25 protein-coding genes are annotated in these 26,389 nt (G+C 37.3%); 14 read left to right on the plus strand and 11 right to left on the minus strand.

The window, feature by feature from the left end; translation table 11 throughout:
* Positions 1 to 207: 207 nt before the first annotated feature.
* The 9 genes from EA772_RS03800 to EA772_RS03840 all read left to right on the plus strand — a co-directional run bounded on the left by EA772_RS03800 (position 208) and on the right by EA772_RS03840 (position 7,328).
* Entirely contained in the window at positions 208 to 591 is a 384-nt protein-coding gene (locus EA772_RS03800; RefSeq protein ID WP_124911261.1) for a hypothetical protein, read from the plus strand.
* Positions 591 to 1,244, plus strand: coding sequence for a hypothetical protein (locus EA772_RS03805; RefSeq protein WP_010603061.1), 654 nt, complete (start codon positions 591 to 593; stop codon positions 1,242 to 1,244). Before EA772_RS03800 ends, EA772_RS03805 begins: the two co-directional genes overlap by 1 nt.
* On the plus strand, positions 1,211 to 2,002 hold the full coding sequence (locus EA772_RS03810; protein WP_116169065.1) for a sensor histidine kinase: 792 nt from the start codon (positions 1,211 to 1,213) through the stop codon (positions 2,000 to 2,002). The genes EA772_RS03805 and EA772_RS03810 overlap by 34 nt, the downstream gene beginning before the upstream one ends.
* Before the next feature lie 3 nt (positions 2,003 to 2,005).
* Complete coding sequence (locus EA772_RS03815) at positions 2,006 to 2,647, plus strand: response regulator transcription factor (protein WP_124911263.1); 642 nt, start codon at positions 2,006 to 2,008, stop codon at positions 2,645 to 2,647.
* A gap of 119 nt (positions 2,648 to 2,766) precedes the next feature.
* The gene (locus EA772_RS03820) at positions 2,767 to 3,144 is read left to right on the plus strand and encodes a BlaI/MecI/CopY family transcriptional regulator (RefSeq protein WP_010603058.1); all 378 of its coding nucleotides are present in this window, start codon (positions 2,767 to 2,769) and stop codon (positions 3,142 to 3,144) included.
* Positions 3,141 to 5,120 (plus strand): TonB family protein, encoded by a 1,980-nt coding sequence (locus EA772_RS03825; RefSeq protein ID WP_124911265.1) that lies wholly within the window; start codon positions 3,141 to 3,143, stop codon positions 5,118 to 5,120. The genes EA772_RS03820 and EA772_RS03825 overlap by 4 nt, the downstream gene beginning before the upstream one ends.
* Positions 5,121 to 5,130: 10 nt before the next feature.
* Entirely contained in the window at positions 5,131 to 5,790 is a 660-nt protein-coding gene (locus EA772_RS03830; RefSeq protein WP_124911267.1) for a TonB-dependent receptor plug domain-containing protein, read from the plus strand.
* Positions 5,791 to 5,814: 24 nt separating this feature from the next.
* Positions 5,815 to 6,531 carry an energy transducer TonB gene (locus tag EA772_RS22015; protein ID WP_168187477.1) on the plus strand — a complete coding sequence of 239 codons (717 nt, stop codon included), beginning with the start codon at positions 5,815 to 5,817 and terminating at the stop codon, positions 6,529 to 6,531.
* Positions 6,532 to 6,635: 104 nt separating this feature from the next.
* Positions 6,636 to 7,328 carry an energy transducer TonB gene (locus tag EA772_RS03840; RefSeq protein WP_124911269.1) on the plus strand — a complete coding sequence of 231 codons (693 nt, stop codon included), beginning with the start codon at positions 6,636 to 6,638 and terminating at the stop codon, positions 7,326 to 7,328.
* A gap of 347 nt (positions 7,329 to 7,675) precedes the next feature.
* Here EA772_RS03840 and EA772_RS03845 read toward each other — a convergent pair whose 3' ends face one another.
* From EA772_RS03845 to EA772_RS03880, 8 genes are all read right to left on the minus strand, one after another.
* Positions 7,676 to 8,446, minus strand: coding sequence for a succinate dehydrogenase/fumarate reductase iron-sulfur subunit (locus tag EA772_RS03845; RefSeq protein ID WP_029204080.1), 771 nt, complete (start codon positions 8,444 to 8,446; stop codon positions 7,676 to 7,678).
* 65 nt (positions 8,447 to 8,511) lie between these two features.
* Positions 8,512 to 10,491: a fumarate reductase/succinate dehydrogenase flavoprotein subunit gene (locus EA772_RS03850; RefSeq protein ID WP_010599640.1), complete on the minus strand. Its 1,980-nt coding sequence runs from the start codon at positions 10,489 to 10,491 to the stop codon at positions 8,512 to 8,514.
* A gap of 19 nt (positions 10,492 to 10,510) precedes the next feature.
* The gene (locus EA772_RS03855) at positions 10,511 to 11,191 is read right to left on the minus strand and encodes a succinate dehydrogenase cytochrome b subunit (RefSeq protein WP_010599639.1); all 681 of its coding nucleotides are present in this window, start codon (positions 11,189 to 11,191) and stop codon (positions 10,511 to 10,513) included.
* Between the two features lie 241 nt (positions 11,192 to 11,432).
* Positions 11,433 to 11,624, minus strand: a complete 192-nt coding sequence (locus EA772_RS03860; protein ID WP_010599638.1) for a cold-shock protein — start codon at positions 11,622 to 11,624, stop codon at positions 11,433 to 11,435.
* A 112-nt stretch (positions 11,625 to 11,736) separates the two neighbouring features.
* Positions 11,737 to 12,360, minus strand: a complete 624-nt coding sequence (locus EA772_RS03865; protein ID WP_124911271.1) for a M48 family metallopeptidase — start codon at positions 12,358 to 12,360, stop codon at positions 11,737 to 11,739.
* A 183-nt stretch (positions 12,361 to 12,543) separates the two neighbouring features.
* Positions 12,544 to 13,254: a LytTR family DNA-binding domain-containing protein gene (locus EA772_RS03870; protein WP_202947110.1), complete on the minus strand. Its 711-nt coding sequence runs from the start codon at positions 13,252 to 13,254 to the stop codon at positions 12,544 to 12,546.
* 7 nt (positions 13,255 to 13,261) lie between these two features.
* Positions 13,262 to 14,449 (minus strand): sensor histidine kinase, encoded by a 1,188-nt coding sequence (locus EA772_RS03875; protein WP_124911273.1) that lies wholly within the window; start codon positions 14,447 to 14,449, stop codon positions 13,262 to 13,264.
* 44 nt (positions 14,450 to 14,493) lie between these two features.
* Positions 14,494 to 15,003: a hypothetical protein gene (locus EA772_RS03880; protein ID WP_124911275.1), complete on the minus strand. Its 510-nt coding sequence runs from the start codon at positions 15,001 to 15,003 to the stop codon at positions 14,494 to 14,496.
* 507 nt (positions 15,004 to 15,510) lie between these two features.
* Between EA772_RS03880 and EA772_RS03885 the strand changes: the two genes are divergently transcribed.
* The gene (locus EA772_RS03885) at positions 15,511 to 15,858 is read left to right on the plus strand and encodes a four-helix bundle copper-binding protein (protein ID WP_010599633.1); all 348 of its coding nucleotides are present in this window, start codon (positions 15,511 to 15,513) and stop codon (positions 15,856 to 15,858) included.
* 56 nt (positions 15,859 to 15,914) lie between these two features.
* Here the strand turns inward: EA772_RS03885 and EA772_RS03890 are convergent, their stop codons facing one another.
* Positions 15,915 to 17,468: a trypsin-like peptidase domain-containing protein gene (locus EA772_RS03890; RefSeq protein WP_010599632.1), complete on the minus strand. Its 1,554-nt coding sequence runs from the start codon at positions 17,466 to 17,468 to the stop codon at positions 15,915 to 15,917.
* A gap of 472 nt (positions 17,469 to 17,940) precedes the next feature.
* Here EA772_RS03890 and dapF point away from each other — a divergent pair, with 472 nt between their 5' ends.
* The 4 genes from dapF to EA772_RS03910 all read left to right on the plus strand — a co-directional run bounded on the left by dapF (position 17,941) and on the right by EA772_RS03910 (position 24,983).
* Positions 17,941 to 18,720 (plus strand): diaminopimelate epimerase, encoded by a 780-nt coding sequence (gene dapF / locus EA772_RS03895; RefSeq protein ID WP_124911277.1) that lies wholly within the window; start codon positions 17,941 to 17,943, stop codon positions 18,718 to 18,720.
* Positions 18,721 to 19,172: 452 nt separating this feature from the next.
* Positions 19,173 to 20,342 (plus strand): efflux RND transporter periplasmic adaptor subunit, encoded by a 1,170-nt coding sequence (locus EA772_RS03900; RefSeq protein ID WP_124911279.1) that lies wholly within the window; start codon positions 19,173 to 19,175, stop codon positions 20,340 to 20,342.
* A 49-nt stretch (positions 20,343 to 20,391) separates the two neighbouring features.
* Positions 20,392 to 23,571 carry an efflux RND transporter permease subunit gene (locus EA772_RS03905; protein WP_124911281.1) on the plus strand — a complete coding sequence of 1,060 codons (3,180 nt, stop codon included), beginning with the start codon at positions 20,392 to 20,394 and terminating at the stop codon, positions 23,569 to 23,571.
* Positions 23,572 to 23,582: 11 nt separating this feature from the next.
* The gene (locus EA772_RS03910; protein ID WP_124911283.1) at positions 23,583 to 24,983 is read left to right on the plus strand and encodes an efflux transporter outer membrane subunit; all 1,401 of its coding nucleotides are present in this window, start codon (positions 23,583 to 23,585) and stop codon (positions 24,981 to 24,983) included.
* A 98-nt stretch (positions 24,984 to 25,081) separates the two neighbouring features.
* On the opposite strand, the gene nadD is transcribed toward EA772_RS03910, so the two are convergent.
* Together nadD and gmk are read right to left on the minus strand one after the other, a co-directional pair.
* Positions 25,082 to 25,654 carry a nicotinate (nicotinamide) nucleotide adenylyltransferase gene (gene nadD / locus EA772_RS03915; protein WP_116169054.1) on the minus strand — a complete coding sequence of 191 codons (573 nt, stop codon included), beginning with the start codon at positions 25,652 to 25,654 and terminating at the stop codon, positions 25,082 to 25,084.
* Positions 25,655 to 25,782: 128 nt separating this feature from the next.
* Positions 25,783 to 26,352 (minus strand): guanylate kinase, encoded by a 570-nt coding sequence (gene gmk, locus EA772_RS03920; protein ID WP_124911285.1) that lies wholly within the window; start codon positions 26,350 to 26,352, stop codon positions 25,783 to 25,785.
* Positions 26,353 to 26,389: the final 37 nt, after the last annotated feature.

Below are 26,389 nucleotides of genomic sequence, written 5' to 3' on the forward strand. Positions count from 1 at the left end.
TTTTGGGATAGACAACTTTGGGATACACAATTTCAAACCTTAATTTGTTATTGCATTTCAAAAGTAAGCCCTCATACTGATATATGAGTAGTATAAATCACCCTAAATAAAGAGGTGTTTTTACGGTATTATAATTTCGTAAAATACTTGCCGAACTATTATTTATTTTCGAATTTTAGCCATAACAAACAAACTATTTAATATTTCATGAGTCAAGAAAAAACAATTACGAATGTTCCTGCGGATATTGCAAAGGAAATGGTAGCAGCTTATGCTAAAGAATCAAGTAAAAATCCTTCTTATACTAAAGCCGTATGGTTTCCTGCTGAACAGATAATTGAAATTGCAAAGACCTTGCAGGATGGGAAACATGATGGACTTAGGATTTATTTCGGCCAATATACTGCTAACACGCTTGATGGTTTAGCTAGCGAATATTTAGGCAGAAACACGGTTTTACTCACACCAACTTTTGCTGCAGGTCAAATTAAAAGCTCAGGTGGTATCACTGGTGAGCATGAAGATGATACAGAAGATATTGGAAATAAAGGTAGCCTCTGCCCAAAAGAGTGCGATGGAACTGAATTATAATGTTTATTTCCCTATCCATAATAACCGTTGTAGAACTATTATGCTTCATTCTAGGGCTAATTACACTTTTGGGTGATAAGAAACCTTTATGGAGAAATACACTCATTTTTTTATTGATTGTGTGTTTAACTGAAGTTATCCTGGGCAGGTGGGCAGCCAGAAAGTTCCATAACAACATATTTATTTATAATATTTATACGCTTTTTGAGGCTGGCTTTATTTCAGCAGGAATTTATCAATGCCTTAAAAAATATATCAATCCGACGAAAATCATCACCATCGGATTGGTGATTTTTTACGTGACATACATCGCTTTCTTTGTAACTCATGGCATCAGCCCCTACAACACCTGGGCTGCATCAATTTTGGCGGTTATTTTTGTGTTATATTGCCTCTATTACTATTATCTGGTAATTTCAGCCGACGAACTAATGGAGATTAACACCAGCCCCGAATTCTGGTGGATGACAGCAGTGCTGTTTTTTTACTTTGGTAGCACTACAGGTAATTTGTTCCACGAGTTATTTACTTCAATTGTAATAGGTAAATTTTCTATTCGTGGTCATCTTTTTAATGTACTCAATGTGATATTTTACAGCCTTTGGGCATACTCATTTATATGCAGGATCAAACAACGCAGATTACAATCTTAGTAATCATTTCTACAACGATATTCTTGCTCATGCCCATATTTTTGGTATTTTATATCAAAATCAGCATTAAGTATAGAAAAAATCATGTGCTCGAAAAAACTGCCATGAAGCAAAAGTTTGATGCAGAATTGTTAAAGACACAACTTGAAGTACAGGAGCAAACCATGCAAAGTATTGCTACTGAATTACATGATAACGTTGGCCAGCTACTGAGTTTAACAACATTAACCTTAAATTCCATCGACTTAAATAATACCGAAAAAGCCGGCAAGAAAATAGACAACTCCCTAGGACTTGTAAATGACTCCATTAAAGAACTAAGAGAATTAGCTAAACTTCTTCACGGCGAACAGATTGTTCAAAATGGAATAGGGCATGCGATCGAACAAGAATTAAACTGGCTTAACAAGGCGGGCGTACATCAACTCATTGTAAGCAACAACTTAATTGATTTAAATTATACCTCACCTGATAAGGATCTTATTATTTTACGCTTACTTCAGGAAATCATCAATAACATTATTAAGCACGCAAAAGCTTCAGTAATTGAGGTAGAAGGCTACTTCAGGGAGAATACGCTATATTTAAATGTAAAAGAAAATGGAGTAGGCTTTGATGTTGAAGAAACCAGAGGCCGGCGGACGGGCATGGGATTAAACTCCATTTATAAAAGAATAGAGATGATAAATGGAAAGTTAGCGCTAAATTCGTCGCCCAACAACGGAACCACCATATTAATCGAAATACCTTATCCATAGAAGATGTCAGCCGAAAAAATTTCCATTGCTATTGTAGATGATCATACGCTTTTCCGTTCAGGATTAGCCAGCTTGCTTGATGAATTTGATGAAATTGAAATACTTTTCGAGGGTACAAATGGTCAGGACCTTCAAACCAAAATTAAAAATCAGCCCGATGTCGATCTTATCCTGATGGATATTAATATGCCGGTAATGGACGGTTTTGCTGCTACCAAATGGATTAAAGAATATCATCCCAATGTGAATGTTTTGGCATTGAGCATGCTTGAGGATGAAAAAGCCATTATCGGGATGCTAAGAGCAGGTGCTAGTGGTTATATGCTAAAGGAATCTACCCCTAATGAATTGTTAACAGCAATCAAAACAGTGACGGAAAAAGGATTCTTTGTAAATGATTTGGTTTCAGGCAGATTGCTTGTTGCATTAAAAGATGGAGACGCAAAACCCATCTTCAGCGCCAGAGAGCTCACATTTCTTCAGCACTGCAGTACAGAGCATACTTACAAAGAAATAGCAGAGCTTATGAACGTAAGCCATAGAACCGTTGATAATTACCGTGAATCTTTATTCGCCAAACTCAATATCAGATCTCGCACAGGCTTGGTGGTCTATGGCATCAAGAACGGCTTAATAGTGATATAATTCCTTGTGTTATAGTTTTTAACACACAAATATTTTTATAAAAATTTGGATAACTAAATTATTAGTTTTAACTTTAGTTAAGGCAATTGCTTTGCCCGTATCCTTATTATAAAATAAAAATGGAAATTAAAGATTTAACCAAGGCTGAAGAGCAGATCATGCAGGTGCTATGGCAGCTAGAAAAAGCATTTGTTAAAGATGTGATTGACGAACTCCCTTTACCTAAACCCGCTTACAACACTGTTTCAACAATTATCCGGATTTTGGAAACAAAAGGCTTTATTGGCCATGAGGCTTTTGGGAAGGCCCATCAATACCATCCACTTATTAGCAAAGAAGCGTACAAACGTTACGCAACAGAAAAACTATTGGGTAACTATTTCGAAAACTCAGTGGAGAGCATGTTCTCATTTTTTGTGAAAGAAGAGAAATTAGACTTGAGTGATGTGGATGAAATCTTGAAGATGATTGATAAAATTAAACATAAACCCAAATGAGTTTTGCACACTACCTACTTCAAGTAAACTTATACCTAATTGTATTTTATATTGTATATAAAATTCTATTGGATAAGGAAACCTATTTCATGCTAAACCGTGTTTATCTAGTTGCTGCCGGTTTGTTATCCATTTCAATACCTTTTATCCGGTTAGAATGGCTTACCGAACAAAAAGCTGCCCAACAGGTTTATGCCACCGTTAATTGGGATGCAATACTCCAGCAGGCCACTATAGTTACTGAAAATGAAAAAGGCTTGAATTGGGGAACTGCACTGGTTTATATTTATATGATAGGTGTATTGTTTTGCTTTGGCAGGTTAGTGTACAATTTATTGTCTGTTCAAAAATTAATTAAAAACGCCAAGGCAGGATCTGCATTTTCTTTTTTCAAAAACAAAGTTGTCGACCATGATTTGCCCCTGATTGGAGTGATAGATGTGCATGAGGAAGCACATATTAAACAATGGCACAGTGCTGATATCTTATTTTTTGAGATTTTAGGCATTTTCACCTGGCTAAATCCTGCCATATATTTCTATAAAAAATCAATTAAAAATATTCACGAATTTTTAGCAGATGAGCATGCAGCCCGGTTTCAGGGCGATAAAGCAGAATATGCGATGCTCATTTTAAGTCAGTCATTTGGTATCTCACCAAATCGGTTAACCAATGGATTTTTCGATAAATCATTAATAAAAAAACGGATTTATATGCTGCAGAAAGAAAGATCGAAAAAGATTGCAATCATGAAATACGGCATCTTTATTCCACTATTTGCACTGCTAATCATTTTTTCATCTGCAACAGTTCGAAAAAACGAAAAATTGATTTCGATATCGGAACAAATACCCTTAGAAAAACCTATTGATGTTGTTCAGGAGATGGTTACTCAAAAAGATAGTTTGGTTGATAAGCAATTATCAAAAACTGAAATCTCTACAGTAACGGAGAAATCTGATCCAAATTGGGATAATTTTTATCGTTTCATGGGCAGATCAATAAAATATCCTGCAGAAGCCGTTAAAAACAGTTTGCAAGGAAATGCTCAGGTAAAGTTCACCCTCCAAAACAATAAGGTAATTAACGTTAGCACTGTATCGGGCTTAGGCGACGGCTGCGATGAAGAGGTAATGAGAGTATTGTTATCTTACAAAGGCTTTAAAGATTTACCAAATGGAAAGTACTCACTTAATGTTAACTTTAAGTTATCAGGCCATGAAGCGAGCTCACCAAAAGCAAAAATCGCAACATTGCCAAACCATCAAAAACTTGCAGACATTACAATTATCGCATTCCGTGCATCGGCAAACCAGGAAGATTATAAAAATGAAAAGGTTTACGACTTCGTTTCAATAGAAAAACAACCAGAATTTCCGGGAGGTATTACCAAGTTTTATGAGTATTTAGGAAGAAGCATTAAATATCCTAAAGCGGCATTAGATAATAATGTACAGGGAAAAGTATTTCTATCATTTGTTGTTGAAAAAGATGGCTCATTAAGTGATATACAAATTACACGAGGTTTGGGAAGTGGCACAGATGAGGAAGCAGTAAGGGTAATTAGCGGTTCACCACGATGGAATCCTGGTCTTGCGGAAGGCAAGGCAGTGAGGGTAAAATACAACATCAATGTTAATTTCGCATTAAATAACGATACACATAAGGACCTGAAAACGGATAAAACAAAAGTTACCTATAAGGAAATTCCAGGTCTGGTATTTAGAGGAGCTAAATTTGATGGCTTAGTTATCTTAAATGGTAAAGATGCAGGCATGGGCTTTGATTTTACTAAAATTAACAATCAAGATATAGAATCCGTTTCCGTTTTAAAGGATGTAGCGGCAACAAGCCTATATGGAGATAAAGGAAAAAAGGGAGTAATGATTATTAGCACTAAAAATAATCTATTCAGGAAAGCTGAAGATACCGGGCTTAAACTAGATAAAAGTTCACCGATTACTGGCATTAGATAAATATTTGATTATGAAAAGCATAATGATTTTAATAACTGTTTTGGGTTGTGCCTTAAGTAGCTTTGCCCAAAAGACTGATAGTACAAAAACCCCGAGAATAACGCTACGCGATTCTCCATCAATCGTTACAGAACCGCTTATTGTAATTGATGGAAACAAGCAATATTTTAGAGGAACTTCAGCTATGAATGGTATTGATCCTAACAATATAGAATCGATTAATGTATTGAAAGATGCCTCTAGCATCACAAAATACGGAACAGATGGTTTGGCAGGCGTGATTGAAATTAAAACCAAAAATGGTTTAAAAGGGATTTATAATAAACCTATAGATTCAGGCAGTTTAAATTTAACCGGAAAAGTAACAAGTTTGATTATCCGCCCGTCCTTATCAAAAGGCAATGTAAGGGATTTACAGAGAAAGCCGTCTGATCCTAAGGTTGTTTTCAGGAACTTACTGCAAAAAGACATTGATCCAAATGCTAAGCCTATGTATATTATTGATGGAAAAGAAGTAGATAACATTGAAAGTATAGACCAAAATTCTATCGAATCGATTAGTGTACTTAAAGATGCAGCTGGAAAATCGCTTTATGGAGATAAAGCAGAAAACGGAGTCGTGATTATTACGACGAAAGCCCCTAAAAAAGAATTTCAAAAGAAAAACTAAATAACAATTTATTAACATTTAACTATGAGAAAGCTAATGATTTTAGCCCTAACGGGCATCGCCATGTTTACCAGTTCGGTAAAAGCACAAAAAATTTACGACTTTGTATCTGTTGACAAACAACCAGAATATCCAGGCGGGATTGGAAAATTTTATGATTACTTGGGAAAGGAAATTAAATACCCTGAAGTTGCCAAAAAGAATAAAACACAAGGGAAAGTATTTCTAAGCTTTACCGTAGAAAAAACCGGCAAGCTCGAAGACGTAGTGATTACAAAAGGTTTAACTAAGGAAACAGATGCAGAAGCTGTACGGGTAATTAAAAATTCCCCGAAATGGAATCCAGGTTTAATTGATGGCAAACCAGTAAGAGTAAAATACAACTTAAACGTTAACTTCAATTTGTCTTCAGGAACAGAGAAAAAGGCTGCTGTAAAAAGTGGCATAAAACCGGAGTTTCCTGGTGGTACAAATAAGCTTTATAGCTATTTAGCCCGAAATATTAAATACCCTGAACAAGCTAAAAAGAATAACACACAAGGCAAAGTAATGCTTGCTTTTAATGTAGAAAAAGATGGTGCTTTAACAGATGTTCAGGTGATTAACAGTTTATCAAAAGAAACAGATGCAGAAGCGGTTCGTGTGATGAAATCGGCTCCAAGATGGAATCCGGCAATTGATCAGGATGGCCATCCCGTTAAGGTAAAATACCAAATGGCAGTGAACTTTACCATGAGCTAGTTAGTCATTCGTTCTCAAATCTTTTTAAAATCGCAATATCTTTAACTTAATGTTAAGGATTTGCGATTTTTCTATTTTTGTGAATAGAAGAGATATATTTGCGAATGAAAAAGCGCTCATTCACACTACTCTTACTGTTGTGTTTTGGAAAGGTCTTACTCGCACAGCAGTCTCAAGCACCTAGCCAGAATTTACTGTTCTTAGTTGATGGAAAATTTATCTCCAAAAGTGATGTTGCCAGAATTAACAGAGACAGCATCGAAACACTCACCATTGTTAAAGAGAAACAACATAAAACAATATTTGGCGTAAATGACGAAGCAGGACTTGTAATCGTAATCACCAAAGCCAAAATGAATAGTGCTGAAAATCGGTTAATCAAAGAGAAAATTTCAAAAATCAATTTTAAAACTAAACCCGATGCTGTAAAGGCACCTGCGCCTGCTAAACCATCAAGAGATTCAATCGCCAATGGTACATTTGAGTTTACTGTTATACAGAAACAGCCAGAATTTCCGGGAGGAATTAAAGCGTTTTATAGTTTCCTAAACGAAAACATCAAATACCCGAAAGAAGCGGCTAAAAGGCAAATTCAAGGACGGGTTTTCCTATCCTTCATTGTTGAAAAAGATGGCAGCTTAACTAACATTAAAGTAACAAGAGGCCTGAGCCATGACATTAACGACGAAGCCATAAGGGTGTTGTCAACTTCACCAAATTGGAATCCAGGTATTCATTTTGGTGTTCCTGTAAGGGTTAAATATAATATCAATATTAACTTCAACCTTAATAAATAATGCTTAATGAACCACAAAACCCCAGCTAAAAATTAGTCGGGGTTTTATGTTTTCTCTCCTGTCTCGGAAGACTAAATTTATAAAATTTTTAAAGTATATACAAATATTACAGAATAAAATTTCTATTTACGAATCTTTTTAATATGCTAACATAGAAAAATAATAAATTCTGCAAACTTTTATTTTGCAAAATAGTGTTAATAATGATTTCAAAAAGATGGAAAAGTGTTTCAAATGTTTTCACTTTTGGTCATATCAACCAATTATCTGAAAATATGCTTCAACAAAAAAGCCCCCACAACGTGGAGGCTCAAGATTCCAATAAATTGGAATGCACAGTATATTTTTTAAACCGTTTCTTCTGAAATGAATTTTGCAGAAGCGAAGTCGCGGTTCATTCGGGCGATGTTTTCTAATGAGATGCCTTTAGGACATTCAGCTTCACAAGCGCCAGTATTGGTACAGTTACCAAAGCCTTCTGCGTCCATTTGCGCTACCATGCTTTGCACACGACGATAACGCTCTGGCTGACCTTGTGGCAATAATGCCAGTTGTGAGATCTTAGCAGATACGAAAAGCATAGCTGAAGCATTTTTACAAGTAGCTACACAAGCACCGCAACCAATACACGCAGCAGCTTCGAACGCCGCATCTGCCTGCATTTTAGGAATTGGTAAATTGTTTGCATCTTGTGCATTACCCGTATTTACAGAGATAAACCCGCCAGCGGCTATAACCCTGTCAAATGCAGAACGATCTACCGTTAAATCTTTCACCACCGGAAAAGCTGCTGCTCTCCAAGGCTCAACAACAATAGTATCACCATCGTTGAATGAACGCATGTGTAATTGGCAAGTAGTCACCAAGTCTTTCGGACCATGTGGACGACCATTGATAAACATTGAACACATACCGCAAATCCCTTCGCGGCAATCGTGATCAAATACAACTGGCTCTTCACCTTTATTGATCAGCTCTTCGTTTAACACATCGAACATCTCCAAGAAAGACATATCTGGCGAAATACCAGCTAATTTATAGTCAACCAAAGCACCTTTGGTATTGTTATTTTTTTGACGCCAAACTTTTAGCGTTAAGTTCATATTTCCTGTACTCATGATATTGAGATTTAGGCGGGGAGCATAGGGCATAGGGCTGAAAGCTCCATGCACAGTGCCCTCTGCTATTTATAACTTCTTTGTGCTACTTTAATATTTTCAAACTTCAATTCTTCTTTATGAAGCTCGAAGTTTACACCTTCTTTAAATTCCCATGCGGCAACGTAAGCATAGTTTTCATCATCACGTAATGCTTCACCTTCCTCAGTTTGATATTCTTCACGGAAGTGACCACCACAGCTTTCGTTACGGTTTAATGCATCGATACACATTAACTCGCCTAACTCAATGAAATCTGCAACACGACCAGCTTTTTCCAATTCAGGATTAAGTTCACCAACTGCACCAGGAACACGAACATTACTCCAGAATTCAGCACGTAAGGCTCTGATTTCTTCGATAGCTTCGTTTAAGCCTTTTTCGTTACGAGCCATTCCACACTTCTCCCACATAATGTGGCCTAAACGCTTATGGAAATGATCAACAGATTTTGTTCCTTTGATGTTAATCAGTTTATTTAAAATACCTACAGCTCTTTCTTCAGCTTCTGCAAATGCAGGATGATCAGTTGGAATTGCTTTTACCGAAATTTCTTTTGATAAATAAGCACCAATGGTATAAGGAAGTACGAAATAACCGTCGGCTAAACCTTGCATTAACGCAGATGCACCTAAGCGGTTTGCACCGTGATCAGAAAAGTTTGCCTCACCCGTACAATATAAACCCGGAACTGAGGTCATTAAGTTATAATCAACCCATAATCCACCCATGGTATAGTGAACCGCAGGATAAATACGCATTGGCGTTTCGTAAGGATTCTCACCCGTAATTTGCGCATACATATCGAACAGGTTACCATATTTCGCTTTAATTACTTCGGTACCTAAACGCATGCAAGTTTCTTTATCTGGATTATGAATACCAGATTTTGAAGCTTCAATTCTTCCGTAACGCTCAGTATTTGCTTTGAAATCTAAATAAACAGCAAGCTTTGAAGCACCCACGCCATAACCGGCATCACAACGTTCTTTGGCCGCACGAGATGCCACATCACGAGGAACCAGGTTACCAAAAGCAGGGTAACGACGCTCTAAATAATAATCTCTTTCCTCTTCAGGAATTTCTGAAGCTTTACGGTTATCATCTTTCTTTTTCGGAACCCAGATACGTCCATCGTTACGCAACGATTCAGACATTAAAGTTAACTTAGATTGATGATCGCCAGAAACCGGGATACAAGTTGGGTGGATTTGCGTGTAGCAAGGATTAGCAAAATATGCACCTTGTTTGTGCGCTTTCCAGGCTGCTGTAACATTACTTCCCATGGCGTTGGTAGAAAGATAGAATACGTTTCCATAACCACCTGTACCCAACACAACTGCATGACCGAAGTGACGCTCTATTTCTCCTGTAATTAAGTTACGGGCAATAATACCACGTGCTTTGCCATCAATTTTTACAACCTCAAGCATTTCATGACGTGTATACATTTCTACCTTACCCATACCAATCTGGCGTTCTAAAGCAGAATATGCACCCAATAATAATTGCTGACCAGTTTGACCCGCAGCATAAAAAGTACGTTGAACTTGTGTACCACCGAATGAACGGTTATCTAACAAGCCACCATATTCGCGAGCTAAAGGTACACCTTGAGCCACACATTGATCTATAATGTTAGCACTTACTTCGGCCAAACGATGCACATTAGCTTCGCGGGCACGGTAATCACCACCTTTTATCGTATCGTAAAACAAACGGTAGGTACTATCACCATCGTTTTGATAGTTTTTTGCTGCATTGATTCCCCCTTGAGCTGCAATAGAGTGCGCTCTGCGTGGAGAATCCTGAAAACAAAAACATTTAACTTTATAACCCATTTCGGCCAAAGTTGCAGCTGCCGAAGCACCTGCCAAACCAGAACCTACAATAATTACTTCAATAGTTCTTTTGTTCGATGGGTTAACCAAAGGCACAGAAGACTTATATTTAGTCCATTTGCTTGTTAATTCGCCCTCTGGAATATTTGAATTAATATCTGACATATCTCTTTTGTGCTAAAAATTATTGAATAATACCGAAATAGATTGCAATCGGCATTGCTGCGAATACTATCGAAATAATGATCGAATACCAAACGCCTGTATTTTTGATGATTCCATTGTATTTTGAATGGTTCCAACCCATGGTTTGGAATGCCGAAGCGAAACCATGTAACAAGTGATAACATAGTGAGAACATTGCCAATACGTAAACTCCAACCCTTACCGGATCCTGAAATTTAACTTTCATCACTTGAAATAAGTCTTCGTGACCATTTGCATCAACAGTTGGAATACCTGTAAAGCGAGATACCACCCAGAAATCTTTTAAGTGAACAACCAGGAAAATAAGCAGCAAAGTACCTAATAAGCCCATTGAACGGCTGTACCATTTACTGTTAGCTGAGCCATTATAAACAGCATATTTTTCAGGTCTGGCTTTTTGATTTTGTAAAGTTAACCTCAAGGCTTGAAAAATGTGCGTTAACAAACCCAACATTAATACTACCTCACCTGCTCTGATAATCCAGTTGGTAGCCATAAAATGAGCACCAATGTTAAAAGTTAATCCCTGATCATCTAAAAAGATCAAGGCATTTATACCAGCGTGTACAATTAAAAAGAGTATCAGGAATATTCCTGTAACACCCATAATGAATTTCTTTCCTATTGATGAAGAAAGAGCATTTCCGAAACCACTCATTTGATTAGGATTTATATCTAAATTTCTTGCAAAAGTATCTAATTATGAGTTTAATTTATAAACGATTATGACAAAACATCGATAAAACATTTATTTAGAAACATTCTAAAGCGGTTTTGTAATTCTGTGGACTTAGTTTATAGTTATCTTCCAACTTTTGTAACTACCATCAAAATTTAAGGACATAAAAAAAGTCCCAACTTGCGTTGGGACTTTTTACGATTTATGTGTTCGAGTTTTCTTAAGCTACTTTTACATTTACCGCGTTTAGGCCTTTTCTACCTTCTTCTACATCGTAGTTTACGGTATCATTCTCGCGAATGTTGTCGATTAAGCCTGAAGCATGAACAAAAATTTCGGCATCGCCATTAGATGGAGTGATAAATCCGAAACCTTTAGTTTCATTAAAAAATTTTACTGTTCCTTGTTGCATTATATTGTATTTTAATTTGAACCAAAGGTATGGTTAAATACCTATAGATCAATTTTTTATTTTTAATTATTTAAATTAATTCTAAATATATTGACTGATTGGACATTAAGCCCTATTTCAATGCCTTATTAAATCCATCATTGCTTGAGAAATCGCCAGGTTTAACGAGTAAAGCACGCTCAAAACTAGCTTTGGCTTCTGCTTTTCTTCCTAAAAAAAGCAACGACCAGGCCAACATATGGTTTCCATCAAAATCAAACGGGTAAGCGTTAACAACTTTTGCAAAGTATTTTGCCGATGTTGCATATTGTTTCTTATTGTACATCATTACCCCCAACCAATAATTTGCCTGCTTATTCTGTGGATCAATTTTCAGAATGGCTTTATATTGATCGATTACTTTATCCCAACTACCTAAAAAAGATAGTGGTTTAACGAGCCCAAATTTAGCTTCAATTGAATTTGAACGGAGATTTACTGCCCTAGTATAATAGCTTTGAGAAGCATGATAGTTTTTAGCCAAATAATACAGCCAACCTATCCGAAGATTAGTTTCATAATTTCCTTGTTCATAAAATGGAATAATATGGTTGATCGCTTTGTTGTAATTCTTTTTACTTTCCTCGTAATAGCTATCTTGAAATGCCTTTTGTAAAGCTAAATTACTTTGCGCACTAAGTTGAAACACTGATAAGCTTAAAATTGCAAATACGGTAAGCGGTTTTAAAAATTTCATATCGGACAATCGTAAACTGAATATTGTAAATAGCTAAATCTAAATACATTATCAAATTATATTCAAATGTATCACTCCGAATGTATAGTAGGATGTGTTTTAACAAAAAATAACAAACAGCTTTTGGTTGAGGATAAAATGCTCAGATAGAATTTATAGGCAACAGAAAGGTAGCCATAGGTACTAACCAACGTTTCCTTTTTGTTGGTTGATAAAACTGCTATACGCATCTCCGATAGGTAATTCTGCATTGTTTAAATTCACCTTTCTGTTATGGATGGATTTTATTTTGCCCAAAGCCACAATGAAACTGCGGTGGATTCTGGCAAACTGCGTTTCAGGTAGCTTTTCCAAAACTTTTTTCATGGTCATTAAAGTCAAAATAGGCTTCTCACTGCCCGCAAGATAGATTTTCAAATAATCGCCCATGCTTTCTATATAAGCTATGTCTCTCAACAGAATCTTAATCATTTTGTATTCAGCATACACATAAATACTTTCATCGTTAATGGCTTCCTGTGTAGCGTTTTTATATTTGTGAAAATCTATAGCTCGTTCTACCGCTGCCGCAAAACGGCTGTAATCAATTGGTTTCAAAAGATAGTCGATAGCTTGCAATTCATAACTTTCGAAAGCATAATTGCGGTACGCGGTTGTAAAAATAACCATAGGCCGTGTCACTAAACTTCGCACCAATTCTACTCCGGTAATATCGGGCATATTAACATCTACAAACAATAAATCAACTGAATTTTGTTTTAAATATTCTACGCCGGAGAGTGCATCTTCGAAAACCTGAACCAATTCTAACCCAGGAAACCTGGCAACATAAGTCTGAATTAACTGAAGCGCAAGTGGCTCATCATCAATGGCAACACATCTTAAAATCATCATTCTGGAATTAGCAATCTAATGAAAGCCTTACCGAAAAAAGCTCATTATTCTGGTTAATATTTAGTTCAAACTTATTTGGATATAAGTGTTTTAATCGCCGTTGTGTATTATCTATTCCCACTCCAGCACGTTCCAACTTTGTGGTATTGGGATAAATTTTATTCTCGCATAAGAAATGAACGCTGTCTTCCTCAATAATCAAGCTGATATTAATGACCGTTTTTTCCTTTTTAGTTACGCCGTATTTAAATGCATTTTCAATAAAAGTCATCAAAATAATAGGTCCGATTTTCTTCTGCCCCGGTTGGCCGGTAACCTTAAAATTGATTTCAGCATCAGCGCCGAGCCTCAACCGCTGCAATTCAATATAATCGCGTATACAGTTAATCTCATCTTTTAACAGCACAAAATCCTGTACAGCATCATCAGTTACATATCTCATAATGTTCGAAAGTCTCATTATACTTTCAGAAGTATGCTCACTGTTCATCATTGATAACATATAAATATTATTCAACGTATTGAACAAAAAGTGAGGATTAATTTGCGCTTTAAGGAAAGATAATTCTGCCATTGCTTTTTCAGCTTCAGCCTTCACCACTTTCGATTCTGCATTTTGCCAACGCTGAACCGTACTGGTGGCAATGCTTAGACCCATGATCATGAAAAAAATAAATAAACTAATCACGTCAATTCTTATCGGTCTGCGGAAATCAAAAAAAGGATCCATCCTTCCGAAACCGGGTTCCTCCATGCGTAAATGTTCATTTGGTAGTGGGCCGAATGGCATCTCAGCATGGGGCCTCTTACTGGTATCCGTACCAAATTGTAGCGCCTGATTGAGTCCTCTAGGCGGCGCATCTGATGGTCGGGGCATAATATCCATCACATTTTTGTTATGCCCTAATAACTTATCGTAAGGCCTGGCATAATAAACAAATGCAAATAACAGCAAAACCACACCGCTGTAAGCCAGATATCGCTTCTTAAACATTAACCAGGGCACCAACACCCATGCGTTTAAGTAAAACATGAGCATGTAGGTAAGGCAAAACAACCAATAATATGGTGAAGCCAATAACAGCAAACTACTTTGTCCAGATTGCTCATTATTCATGAACACTAAAGGAAAAGTTAAAAACAAAAGCCAACCTGCTACGTGAATGATAAAAGTTGGCGTTTTAAAGTGTTGCATGCTACAAATTAATAATATTTTTAGGCTATTTGGCTACGATACTTTTAACTATACAGCAATTGCCTTTTTTGCTGATCATTGATAATCAAATCATCTGTCATTTTAAGCATAAAAGTTTCGTTAAACTGCCCTTTAATATCATAGCTTAAAATCAATAAATCATTTACCATTTCGTGTAAAACTAATTTCGGGCTTGTATAGGTAAGCGTAACTACATGGGCCGCTTTGTTTAGCAAATCAGATTGATAAATATTCAATTCAGCCCAATCAAACAATATGGCTTTCCCGGCCGTATCATTTAACACAGGCATCTTATTATCTAAGGCCTGTATCGTATCCATCACCGCATAATAAACTTGTTGATGCAGATGAACTGCTTTATTATTTGCCTGGCACATTTCCGAGAAGGTATGCAAACTTTGCTCAGGGTTATATGGTTTCGATTTTTTTTGAAATTCTTTGTAAGTATCGTGAAAAATTCTGCGTTCAAAATCTGTTTTGCACATGAAATTGAAATACTGCTTAGCACTAAGGTTGATGTAAGCTAAAGCCATAAAATTCGGTTTTAATTGCTGGTTCAAATATGAAATAATAAAATATGTCAATCGACAAAGTATCGGTAAACGCTGATTATCAATCGGCAAATGCGAAACTAGACGGAGATCATGAATTTAAAATGAACACGTCTTGTTTAACAAAACGAGTGAAATAGCAAATTCGCTTCATTAGCGAAAAATAAAAATGATTTGAAAAGCAATTTTCGGTCATTAAAGTCCTGCCAACCGTTCTATTTGGAAAAATTTAGGATGACCGCTGATATTAGTTTCGAGAACTCAGATACCTGCAGGAAACTTTAAATCTAACAAGAAAATCTTCGTAATGTCAGTTGCACAAGGTCATCTAAATAGCTTACCTAATTCCTCTCATGATCGTTTTCGAGAGTGCTGTAATTTTTATGTATTAGCGAAACTTAAATTATTTATCACAAGTTATCAAAACACTTTATATCCTCACTGGTTAAATCAGTAACAAAGCAATATATATCATTAAAAATGAGCAATATGGAAACAAGGAACAACCATGCCTTAATTCAGGCACTATTAGATTGCGCTATGGCCTGTGAGCATTGCGGGTCATCAAGTTTAAAAGAAGAAACGGATATTAACATGATGATTGAATGCATCAAGTTAAATAGAGATTGTGCTGATATCTGCACCCAGGCTGCCAGGTTGCTACAACGTGATTCAGTTATTGGACGCCAGTATTTATTGTTGTGTGAAGAAATTTGCCGCCTTTGTGCAGAGGAATGCGGAAATCACGATCATGAACATTGCAGACAGTGTGCAGTGGCCTGTGAAGAATGTGCTGATGCATGCCACGCCAATCACGAACCTATTGCGCAAGATTAATTGCAAAAAAAATGTCCCGATGAAAATCGGGACATTTTTTGTAAATCTAAATGCTATTATTGAGCTGGGAAGCTAAAATTGTAAGTCCCTTGCTCGCTTACACCAGAAATACTGATCATATTATTTCTTCCCTGAGGCAAGGCTTTTTGTACATCGGCTACTGAATTTACCGGCTGACCATTCACTTTAGTAATGATTAAACCTTTTTCTACGCCTATATTATCAAAAGCTTTTCCGGTAACTACTGAAGTAACCACAACACCACCATTTATTCCAAACTTGGTTTTTTGTGCCTGAGTCGCCGGTGCAAATGTTGCGCCTAATTTAGAAACTTCAACGCTTTTTGCAGCAGTATTGTTTGCGGTTAAGCCTACACTTGATTCGCCTTTTAAGGTTACCGTGATATCTTTTAGTGAACCATCTCTTAATACGCTCAACTTCACTTTATCACCCGGATTTAAACGGCCGATTCTTTCCTGCAAATCAGGCGAATCATTGATTACTGTGCCATCAACTTTCTTAATGATATCACCTTTTTTGATTCCTGCAGCAGCACCACCGCCACCAGCAACAACATCACTCACATATAAACCACTTACTTCAGAAGTAGTAATTCCTTCTGGTTTCTCATCTCCACTTAATGGATAAAAGTTAACGCCAATATAACCACGTTTAACCGATCCATATTTCATAAAATCATCAACAATTTTACGGGCTAGGTTTACTGGAATAGCAAAACCATAACCTTGGTTGTAGCCACTTTGTGAAGCGATTGCAGAATTTATACCCACTAACTCGCCATTCGCATTAACTAAAGCGCCACCACTGTTACCAGGGTTAATCGCAGCATCTGTTTGAATAAATGATTCGATACTGGTATTAGCAGGAGCCTGTGGTCTTTTACCCGTACGTTGATATTCGCGATATTCTTCTTCAGTGATTTCATTGCCTTGCTGCTCACGACCAATAATACCAATGCTTCTGTTTTTTGCACTCACAATACCAGCAGTAACGGTAGTTTGTAAATCAAGCGGGAAACCCACTGCCAATACCCATTCCCCTACCTGAACATTGTCAGAATTACCCATTTTCACTACAGGTAATCCTGTCGCATTAACTTTAATTAAGGCCAAATCAGTATTAGGATCACGTCCAATTACTGTAGCTTCAACTTTACGTCTGTCAGTTAAAACCACTTCTACTTTTGATGCGTTTTCAACTACGTGATTATTGGTTACGATATAACCATCCTGACTGATAATTACACCTGAACCAGATGCTGCCCTTGGTTGGCGCTGCATTTGGCGGCCTCCTCCACCGAAGAAATCATCGAACATATCAAATGGCGAAGAACTTCTGCTGCCACCACCACTTTTCGCTTCATAAGTTGTTTTAATATGGACAACTCCAGGAGCAACTGCAGCTGCAGCTTGTGTAAAATCAGCTGTACCAGCCGAAGAAACTTTTAGAGGATTGTTGGCAAAGTATAGGTTCTGTTTTTCAGAAATTGTACTTCCAGTTTGGTTACGCTCAAATAGTTTGTAACCCCCAATTGCTGCTGCCCCACCTATAAAAGCAGCTAACACGGTAATTCCTAATATTTTTTTCATGTGTTTGTATATTGTTTTTAATGGTCATGAAGCTATTAAAAGCTTTTTTTGTTGTTTGCGGTTAGCTTTTAATGGTTTCATGTGTTTGTATATTGTTTTTTAATGGTCATGAACTATGATAAGCCTTATTGCTAGCGATTTGTTTGCTTATGATAATTCATTATTTTCAAATTTGCGAGAGCATTTATTCACTTTGTTTAAGCAGAATGCTCCAGCAGTTTTTATCTGCTCAAATTTTCTTTCGTAAGTTTATTCAAATTTAATACCATATAAACGATATTTGTATTGCTAAAGCACTTAATGTCGTGTTAAAAAATGTTAAATCAATTAACGGCTGCATTTAAGTAACTTTTGCAACTCAAATATTGCATTTAAAAATGAAGGTTTCATGAAATCCGGCAAATGCTTTATTGAGTTTACTGACAAATTTACATCATGTATTAATCCCTTAGGCTCTTTTCAATAATATCCAATGAAAATTAACTTCTTTAAATATCAAGGCGCAGGTAACGATTTCATTTTGATAGATCATATGCTAAGTCCGTTAAAAGACATTGACAATAATTGGATAGCGCAGCTTTGTGATAGAAGATTTGGTATTGGTGCAGATGGCCTTATGTTCTTAACAAAACATCCTGATTTCGATTTCGAGATGCATTATTTCAATGCCGATGGTAAATTAGGAAGTATGTGTGGCAATGGTGGAAGATGTATTGTTGCTTTCGCCAAAAACCTTGGCATAATTGATAAGGAAACAAACTTTTTGGCAGTAGATGGTCCGCATTATGCCAGAATTTCAGCATCTGGTGATTGGGTAGAACTACAAATGATTGATGTGGATCACATCACAAATGATATTGATGCCTTTGTTTTAAATACAGGATCTCCTCACTATGTTGCCTTCCAGAAAGATTTAAAGAATTTTGACGTTTTTACCGAAGGCAAGAAAATCCGCTATAACGAGATTTACAGCGCCAAAGGCATTAACGTAAATTTTGTGGAAGATATGGGCGACCACTTGTTCGTAAGAACTTATGAACGCGGTGTTGAAGATGAGACTTACGCTTGTGGTACAGGGGTAACTGCAGTTGCAATGGCGATGGCGAAACACAAATCGCAAACGGGCCACATTAAAACAGACATTAAAGTTTTGGGTGGCGATATTAAAATCGAATTTGATTACGATGGGGCAAACTTTACAAATGTATTTTTATGCGGACCAGCTAAATTGGTTTTCGAAGGGCAATTGTAAATGGCCGAACTACCTCTTCGCCATTTTAACAAAAATTGTATTTTTAGCAAGTTGATTTAAACTTGTCTGATTTCTAAATAAGATCTTAAAATCCATAAAGTGTATAATCTACACTAACAGCATCCTAAAAACTGGCTATTTTAAGCGTCAGCTAAACAATATTTTATTCTGATTTAAACCGATTTAACAGGCTTTAACAATGTGTCGCAAGATATTTACACACAACATAAAGTTGTAAAATATCAACCAAAATACTCTATAACAATAGTTTAACCCAATCTAATGGCATTTTAATTTGAAAAATAAATCAATCGATTGATTAAATGACAGAATTTGGACAGACATATTTTTTTTTAGGCTTTATTTTTGGGCAGAAATCGGCAGGTTAAAAACCAAATTTTAACAACGTTTTCAAACTCCGGAAATTAAATTTAAACACACAGAAACAGTCCATGAGAAAAGTAACAACTCTCTTTTTTAGCATGAGCCTCGCTATGCTTTTAGCATCATGCGGAAATAATGATGAACAAAAGAAGGCAGCGGCCGCCGCGGCAGCTGGCCCGCAAGCCTACCCTGTTTTTACGGTTAATGCACAAACAACAGAATTAAATTCAGATTACCCTGCTACCATTGAAGGAATTCAAAATATTGATATCCGCCCAAAAATTGATGGTTTTATTCAGAAAATATTGGTAGATGAAGGTCAGGTTGTTAAAAAAGGGCAATTATTGTTTACCATCATGGCGCCACAATATGAACAAGAAGTGAGAACAGCCAGAGCAGCCATTAGCAGCGCCGAAGCTGATGTAAATGCCGCACAATTGCAGGTAAACAAAACCAAGCCGTTGGTTGAAAAAGATATTATTAGCAAGTATGATTTAGATGCAGCTCAATTAACTTTACAAAGCAGAAAGGCTGCACTGGCTCAAGCTCGTGCAACTTTAGTTAATGCACAGGTTAATTTAGGCTATACATCCATCACCAGTCCGGTTGATGGCGTTGTGGGCAGTATTCCATTCAGAAATGGTAGTTTGGTAAGCAGTTCAAGCACTGAGCCCTTAACTACGGTTTCCAATACCTCAAAGGTTTATGCTTACTTTTCATTGAATGAGAAACAACTTTTAGACTTTTCAAAAACCTATAAAGGAAATACTTTGGCTCAGCAAATGAAGAATATTCCAGCGGTAAGCCTGGTTCTGGCTGATGGAAATGTTTATGCTCAAAATGGTAAAATCGAATCCATTAACGGTCAAATTAACACCGCAACTGGTTCAGCAAGTTTGAGAGCTACTTTTCCAAATCCAATTTCTCTTTTAAAATCTGGCGCAAGTGCTTCGGTTAGAATACCACAAAAAGTTGAAAACGCAATTCTTGTACCGCAGAAATCAACTATCGATTTACAGGGAAAGAAATTTGTTTATATTTTGGGCGATTCGTCTAAAATCATTAGCACTGAAATTCAGATTATGGATTTGGCTAAGGATAAGTTTTATGTGGTAACAAAGGGTTTAAAAGCCGGCGATAAAATTGTGCTGGAGGGTTTCCAATCTTTAAAAGATGGTGCAAAAATCAAACCCGAAGAACAAAGTGCCGATTCAGTTTATGCTGATATTAAAAAATAGTTTTATTGCTAATTGAGCCAAAGGCATCCCTTTGAGATAATTTAATATTATGTTTAAGAAATTTATAGAAAGACCGGTTCTATCAACTGTTATATCCATCATCATCGTTATTCTCGGTGTTTTAGGTTTAGCTACGTTGCCGGTTTCACAATATCCGGAAATTGCGCCTCCAACGGTGCAGGTTTCTACTTCATACCAGGGTGCGAACGCTGATGTGGTTATGAATAGCGTAGTTGTTCCGCTAGAGGAACAAATTAATGGTGTAGAAGACATGACTTATATGACTTCTACCGCAAGTAACGATGGTACTGCAACCATAACCATCAACTTTAAATTAGGTACCAATCCCGATTTAGCTGCCGTAAACGTTCAAAACAGGGTGGCAAGGGCAACAAGTTTACTACCTGCAGAGGTAACAAGATCGGGTGTAATCACCGCTAAAAGACAGGCCAGTAACGTTTTAATCTTCGGTTTATACAGTGATGATCCATCTTATGATCAAAAGTTTTTACAGAACTATGCCAACATCAATATCATTCCGCAAATTAAGCGTATTAATGGTGTAGGAGATGCGAGTGCATTCGGTACGCTTGACTATACCATGCGTATTTGGTTAAAACCAGATGTAATGGCAACTTATGGTTTAGTACCCAGCGATGTAAATACTGCCCTGGCCGATCAAAACGTTGAGGCTGCGCCGGGCCAGTTCGGTGAACAGGGAGATCAGGCTTTCCAGTACACTTTGAAATATACAGGCCGGTTAAAAGATGAAGCTCAGTTTAGCAACATCATCATTAAAACAGATGCCAATGGGCAGATCCTTCGCCTGAAAGATATCGCCAGAATCGAACTCGGTGCACAGAGTTATGCCAGTTCAGTGAGATTCAATGGAAAACCTGCTTTAGGTATCGCCATTAACCAAACGGCTGGATCTAATGCGAAAGAGGTAATAGAAAACTCCATTACTACCCTTGATGAAGCGCAAAAATCGTTTCCAAAAGGAGTACACTATGCTACTTTGGTTAACGTAAACGACTTCCTTGATGCATCGATTGAGAAAGTAATCCACACCTTAATCGAAGCTTTTATTTTAGTGTTCCTGGTGGTTTTCATTTTTTTGCAAGATTTCCGCTCTACTTTAATTCCGGCGATTAGTGTTCCGGTGGCAATTGTGGGTACGTTTTTCTTCCTGAGTTTATTTGGTTTCACCATCAACTTATTAACTTTATTTGCCTTGGTGCTTGCCATCGGTATCGTAGTGGATGACGCGATTGTGGTAGTAGAAGCGGTTCACGCCAAACTCGATGAAGGTTACACGGATGCTAAAAAAGCAACTGTTGATGCCATGGACGATATCAGCGGAGCAATCATCTCGATTACCCTCGTAATGGCAGCGGTATTTATTCCAGTGAGTTTTATTCAAGGTTCATCTGGGGTGTTCTATAAACAATTCGGTTTAACGTTAGCCATCTCGATCATTTTATCTGCGATTAATGCCCTAACGTTGAGTCCGGCTTTGTGTGCCTTATTTTTAAAACCTCATCAAGATGATCACAGTAAGAAGAAAAATTTCCTTGAGCGTTTTTATGGCGCCTTCAATACTTCATTTGATGCGGTAACAGGTAAATACAAAAAGTCAATCGGCTTTTTAGCTAAAAAGAAATGGATTGTTGGTTTAGGAATTGCCTTGTTTACTGTTGTTTTAGTTTGGACAATGAATACGACTCCAAAAGGTTTCGTACCGAATGAAGATTTAGGAACCATTATGTCTGACATTTCATTACCAGCAGGAACATCGCAGGAAGAAACCAGTATTGTAATTGCCAAAATTGATAGTATTGCACATAAAATCCCTGAAATTAAAAACTCACTACGTGTAGTAGGCCGTAGTATGATTTCGGGTTCGGGTAGTTCTTACGGAATGGTAATTGCCCGTTTATCTCCATGGGATGAGCGTAAACGTGATGTGAAAGCTATTATCGGTGAATTGTTCGCCAAAACAGCAACTATTAAGGGTGCAAAAATCATTTTCTTTGCTCCACCAACCATTCAGGGTTTTGGTACGAGCGGTGGTTTTGAATTTCAGTTACAGGACAAAACCGGAGGCGATATCAAGAAATTTAATGAGGTAGGTAACACATTTTTAGCCGCATTGAGTCAGCGTCCGGAAATCCAATATGCCTCTACCTCTTTTAATCCTAACTTTCCACAATATCAAATTGATGTAAATGTTGCTAAAGTGAAACAGGCAGGTTTAACAGTTGCCGATGTTTTAGGGGTAATGCAAGGTTATTACGGTGGTGTTTATGCCTCAAACTTTAACAAGTTTGGTAAACAGTTTAGGGTAATGTATCAGGCAGATGCCCAATATCGTGCGAATGAGCAAACGCTAACCCGTATTTTTGTGCGAAACAAAGATGGACAAATGGCGCCGGTTTCAGAGTTTATCACGTTATCAAAAGTTTACGGTCCGCAAGCAATTTCCCGTTTCAACTTATTTACATCTATTGCTGTTACGGGTAACCCTAATGCTGGCTTCAGTTCGGGTGATGCATTAGCAGCTGTTCAGGAAGAAGCGGCAAAACATTTACCTGCAGGTTATGGTTATGAATTCTCAGGTTTATCCCGTGAGGAGATGAGCAGTGGCAGTCAAACTATTTTTATCTTTTTATTGTGCGTGATCTTCGTTTACTTTTTGCTGGCTGCTCAATATGAAAGTTATATCTTACCTCTGGCTGTTTTAATATCTCTTCCTGTTGGTTTAGCCGGAACGTTTATTTTCGACAAGATTTTCGGTATCGATAACAACATCTACACGCAGATTACACTGATTATGCTTGTAGGTTTATTAGCCAAAAATGCCATTCTGATTGTAGAATATGCCGTAGATAGACGCCGCAAAGGAATGAGTATTGTTAATGCCGCCATTGATGGTGCAACCGCCCGTTTGCGTCCAATCTTAATGACTTCGTTCGCCTTTATTTTAGGTTTATTGCCTTTAATGCTTTCCTCTGGTGTAGGTGCATCAGGAAATAAATCAATTGGTACAGGTGCGGTTGGCGGGATGTTAATTGGTACCATCTTCGGAGTTTTCGTTATTCCTGCGTTATTTATCGTATTCCAATCTTTACAGGAAAGAATAAGTAACAAGTCGCCTTTCGATGAAGGAATTGAGAAAGAGCAAACGCCAGAAGAATACGAATTAGCAACGGCTAACAGTAAACATTAATTAAATCGAACATGAAATTCACATATAAGCATTCCATTTTTATCGGTTTTACCATCCTTAGTTTAAGCGCCTGTGTAACTCAAAAATACAGTCGCCCACAGGTTAAGAATGAGGGTTTATACCGAGATATTAATACCACCGATACAACAACCATGGCAGATTTGCCATGGAAAAGCCTGTTCTCTGATACGACATTACAATCTTTAATTCAACAGGGGATAAATGAAAATCTTGATCTGAAACAGGCTATCGAACGCATCAGGATTTCTGAGGCTACCCTGCGCCAAAGTCGTGCAGCATTTTTACCAAGTTTGCAGGCTGATGTTTCGGTTACTGATGCAAAACAATCACAAGCGGCATTAAATTTTCCTGCCGGGATTAACATTAACTTGGAAACGCAAACCTACCGAGCCGCTTTAAGTACAGCATGGGAAGCCGATATCTGGGGGAAACTGAGCAGTGCTAAACGCGGTGCCTTCGCAACTTTGCTCCAGAGTGATGCAACAAAACGAGCCGTTCAAACACAGTTGATTGCCACTATTGCCAATAGCTACTATACTTTGCTTGCTTTAGATAAACAATTGGCGATTACAGAACAAACGATTAAAATCAGAACAGAAGATGTTGAAACCATGAAAGCACTGAAAGAGGGTGCGGTTGTAAATGGAGCTGCAGTTGTTCAGAGTGAAGCAAATTTATACGCTGCTCAGGTAACAATTCCTGATTTAAAAAGAAGTATTAAAGAAGCTGAAAACGCTTTAAGTGTGGTGTTGGCTAAAGCACCAGGAACAATAAACAGAACTACGCTGGATCAACAGTTGCCGTATACAAACTTACAAACTGGTGTGTCGGCACAGCTTTTACAAAACCGTCCGGATGTAATCGCCGCTGAATTTGGTTTTAGAGCTGCTTTTGAAAATACAAACGTAGCAAAAACTTATTTCTACCCTGCTTTAACTTTAACCGCTACCGGTGGCTTAACCAGTTTACAATTGGGTAACTTCTTCGATAATTCTATCTTTTACAATCTGGTAGGCGGATTAACGCAGCCTATTTTTGCTAAAGGGGCAAATAAAGCTCGTTTAACTACAGCACAGGCCAATCAACAAATTGCTTTTTATACCTTTCAACAAGCGCTTTTAACTAGCGGACAAGAAGTATCAAATGCTTTGTATGCATATCAAACTGCTGCTGAAAAAGAAGAAACCAGAGCCAAGCAAATTGCTTCGTTAACTAAAGCAGTTGATTTTACTAAAGAATTATTGCGATACAGTTCGGCAACAAACTATACTGACGTTTTAACTTCAGAGCAAAGTTTATTAACTGCTCAGTTGAGTGGAATAAACGACAGATTACAAAAACTACAGTCGGTGGTTAATTTATACCGTGCCCTTGGTGGTGGTTGGAAATAACTAATTGAGTTTAGATTTTATGATTTACGATTTTAGATTTAAAAGAATTTAGAGATTGAGTATAATTGATTCCCTAATCTTAATGCTAAAATCGTAAATCATTTATACATACCCTTACTGTCGATAAAATCAATTACTTTATCCGGCAAAAAGAATTGTACATTTTTTCCCTCTTTAACTGCTTTTCTAATAAACGTTGAAGAAATCTCCATCAAAGGCGTATCGGTAAAAGTTATTGCCGGATGGTTTTGCCATTCGCTCACATCTGCTCCAGGGCGTGGATAAACATAAATTTGATAATTCTTCAGAAGCACCTCATAGTTTTTCCATTTCTTAAATGATACCAGATTATCTGCTCCCATAATCAAAACAAACTCTTTGGTAGGATAACGTTCGTGAAGATGTGTTAATGTATCAATAGTGTAAGATGGTTGAGGCAACGAAAATTCAATGTCGCTCACTTTTATGTTTTCCGTTTTTTCGGTAGCAAGAGTTGCCATTTCCAGGCGGTCGTACATGTTTGATAAACCACCTTTATCTTTTAAAGGATTATGAGGCGAAACCACTAACCAAACTTCATCAAGACCAGTATGATTAGCCATATAATTGGCTATAATCAAATGCCCGGTATGTATGGGGTTATAGGAGCCGAAGAATAGACCAGTTTTCAAGTTACAGTTTTCAGTTTAAACCAAATTCGTCATTGCGAGGCACGAAGCAATCTTATTGAAATTTCAAATTTAGATCGTCAAAATGAGATTGCTTCGTGCCTCGCAATGACGACCTAGAAGTGGACTTGTTAACGCTGCAAAAAGCTTCTCACCAACTCTTCTGCTTCAGCACAAGCCGTAGCCAAATCATAGTTTTTAAGAACTACATCGAATTTATCAGCGTAGGTTAATTCCTTTTCTGCCTTAACAAAACGTTCCTGCAGTTTTTCAGGGCTATCAGTTCCCCTGCCGCTTAAACGTTCTTTTAAAACCTCTAACGATGGTGGCTGAACAAAAATAGCCAGCGCATCTTCTTCGTATTTTCTTTTTAAACGAAGGCCGCCTTCTACGTCAATATCGAAAATTACATGTTTATCATCGTTCCAGATGCGCTCAATTTCAGAACGTAGGGTGCCGTAAAAAGTTCCATTATAAACTTCCTCAAATTCCACAAATTCCTGGCGGGCAACTTTATGAAGAAATTCTTCCTTACTGATAAAATAATAATCGTTTTCGTGAGTTTCTGCGCCCCTTGATTCGCGTGTAGTTGCTGAAATCGAAAAGCTTAGTTCAGGAAACTTAGCTAATAAGTGGTGTACAATAGTTGTTTTACCTGCTCCTGATGGCGCTGAAAATATGATTAATTTGCCTTGTTTCATTCTCTTAAGCATAAAGACAAAAGCAAAAAGTCCAAAG

Source organism: Pedobacter sp. G11 (assembly GCF_003860265.1).
Taxonomy (GTDB): domain Bacteria; phylum Bacteroidota; class Bacteroidia; order Sphingobacteriales; family Sphingobacteriaceae; genus Pedobacter; species Pedobacter agri.

What these genes read in the sequence shown, in the direction of transcription:
- EA772_RS03800 (WP_124911261.1), top strand. Translation starts at nt 208, where the DNA reads ATGAGTCAAGAAAAAACAATTACGAATGTTCCTGCGGATATTGCAAAG.
- EA772_RS03805 (WP_010603061.1), top strand. Translation starts at nt 591, where the DNA reads ATGTTTATTTCCCTATCCATAATAACCGTTGTAGAACTATTATGCTTC.
- EA772_RS03810 (WP_116169065.1), top strand. Translation starts at nt 1,211, where the DNA reads ATGCAGGATCAAACAACGCAGATTACAATCTTAGTAATCATTTCTACA.
- EA772_RS03815 (WP_124911263.1), top strand. Translation starts at nt 2,006, where the DNA reads ATGTCAGCCGAAAAAATTTCCATTGCTATTGTAGATGATCATACGCTT.
- EA772_RS03820 (WP_010603058.1), top strand. Translation starts at nt 2,767, where the DNA reads ATGGAAATTAAAGATTTAACCAAGGCTGAAGAGCAGATCATGCAGGTG.
- EA772_RS03825 (WP_124911265.1), top strand. Translation starts at nt 3,141, where the DNA reads ATGAGTTTTGCACACTACCTACTTCAAGTAAACTTATACCTAATTGTA.
- EA772_RS03830 (WP_124911267.1), top strand. Translation starts at nt 5,131, where the DNA reads ATGAAAAGCATAATGATTTTAATAACTGTTTTGGGTTGTGCCTTAAGT.
- EA772_RS22015 (WP_168187477.1), top strand. Translation starts at nt 5,815, where the DNA reads ATGAGAAAGCTAATGATTTTAGCCCTAACGGGCATCGCCATGTTTACC.
- EA772_RS03840 (WP_124911269.1), top strand. Translation starts at nt 6,636, where the DNA reads ATGAAAAAGCGCTCATTCACACTACTCTTACTGTTGTGTTTTGGAAAG.
- EA772_RS03845 (WP_029204080.1), bottom strand. Translation starts at nt 8,446, where the DNA reads ATGAGTACAGGAAATATGAACTTAACGCTAAAAGTTTGGCGTCAAAAA.
- EA772_RS03850 (WP_010599640.1), bottom strand. Translation starts at nt 10,491, where the DNA reads ATGTCAGATATTAATTCAAATATTCCAGAGGGCGAATTAACAAGCAAA.
- EA772_RS03855 (WP_010599639.1), bottom strand. Translation starts at nt 11,191, where the DNA reads ATGAGTGGTTTCGGAAATGCTCTTTCTTCATCAATAGGAAAGAAATTC.
- EA772_RS03860 (WP_010599638.1), bottom strand. Translation starts at nt 11,624, where the DNA reads ATGCAACAAGGAACAGTAAAATTTTTTAATGAAACTAAAGGTTTCGGA.
- EA772_RS03865 (WP_124911271.1), bottom strand. Translation starts at nt 12,360, where the DNA reads ATGAAATTTTTAAAACCGCTTACCGTATTTGCAATTTTAAGCTTATCA.
- EA772_RS03870 (WP_202947110.1), bottom strand. Translation starts at nt 13,254, where the DNA reads ATGATGATTTTAAGATGTGTTGCCATTGATGATGAGCCACTTGCGCTT.
- EA772_RS03875 (WP_124911273.1), bottom strand. Translation starts at nt 14,449, where the DNA reads ATGCAACACTTTAAAACGCCAACTTTTATCATTCACGTAGCAGGTTGG.
- EA772_RS03880 (WP_124911275.1), bottom strand. Translation starts at nt 15,003, where the DNA reads ATGGCTTTAGCTTACATCAACCTTAGTGCTAAGCAGTATTTCAATTTC.
- EA772_RS03885 (WP_010599633.1), top strand. Translation starts at nt 15,511, where the DNA reads ATGGAAACAAGGAACAACCATGCCTTAATTCAGGCACTATTAGATTGC.
- EA772_RS03890 (WP_010599632.1), bottom strand. Translation starts at nt 17,468, where the DNA reads ATGAAAAAAATATTAGGAATTACCGTGTTAGCTGCTTTTATAGGTGGG.
- dapF (WP_124911277.1), top strand. Translation starts at nt 17,941, where the DNA reads ATGAAAATTAACTTCTTTAAATATCAAGGCGCAGGTAACGATTTCATT.
- EA772_RS03900 (WP_124911279.1), top strand. Translation starts at nt 19,173, where the DNA reads ATGAGAAAAGTAACAACTCTCTTTTTTAGCATGAGCCTCGCTATGCTT.
- EA772_RS03905 (WP_124911281.1), top strand. Translation starts at nt 20,392, where the DNA reads ATGTTTAAGAAATTTATAGAAAGACCGGTTCTATCAACTGTTATATCC.
- EA772_RS03910 (WP_124911283.1), top strand. Translation starts at nt 23,583, where the DNA reads ATGAAATTCACATATAAGCATTCCATTTTTATCGGTTTTACCATCCTT.
- gmk (WP_124911285.1), bottom strand. Translation starts at nt 26,352, where the DNA reads ATGAAACAAGGCAAATTAATCATATTTTCAGCGCCATCAGGAGCAGGT.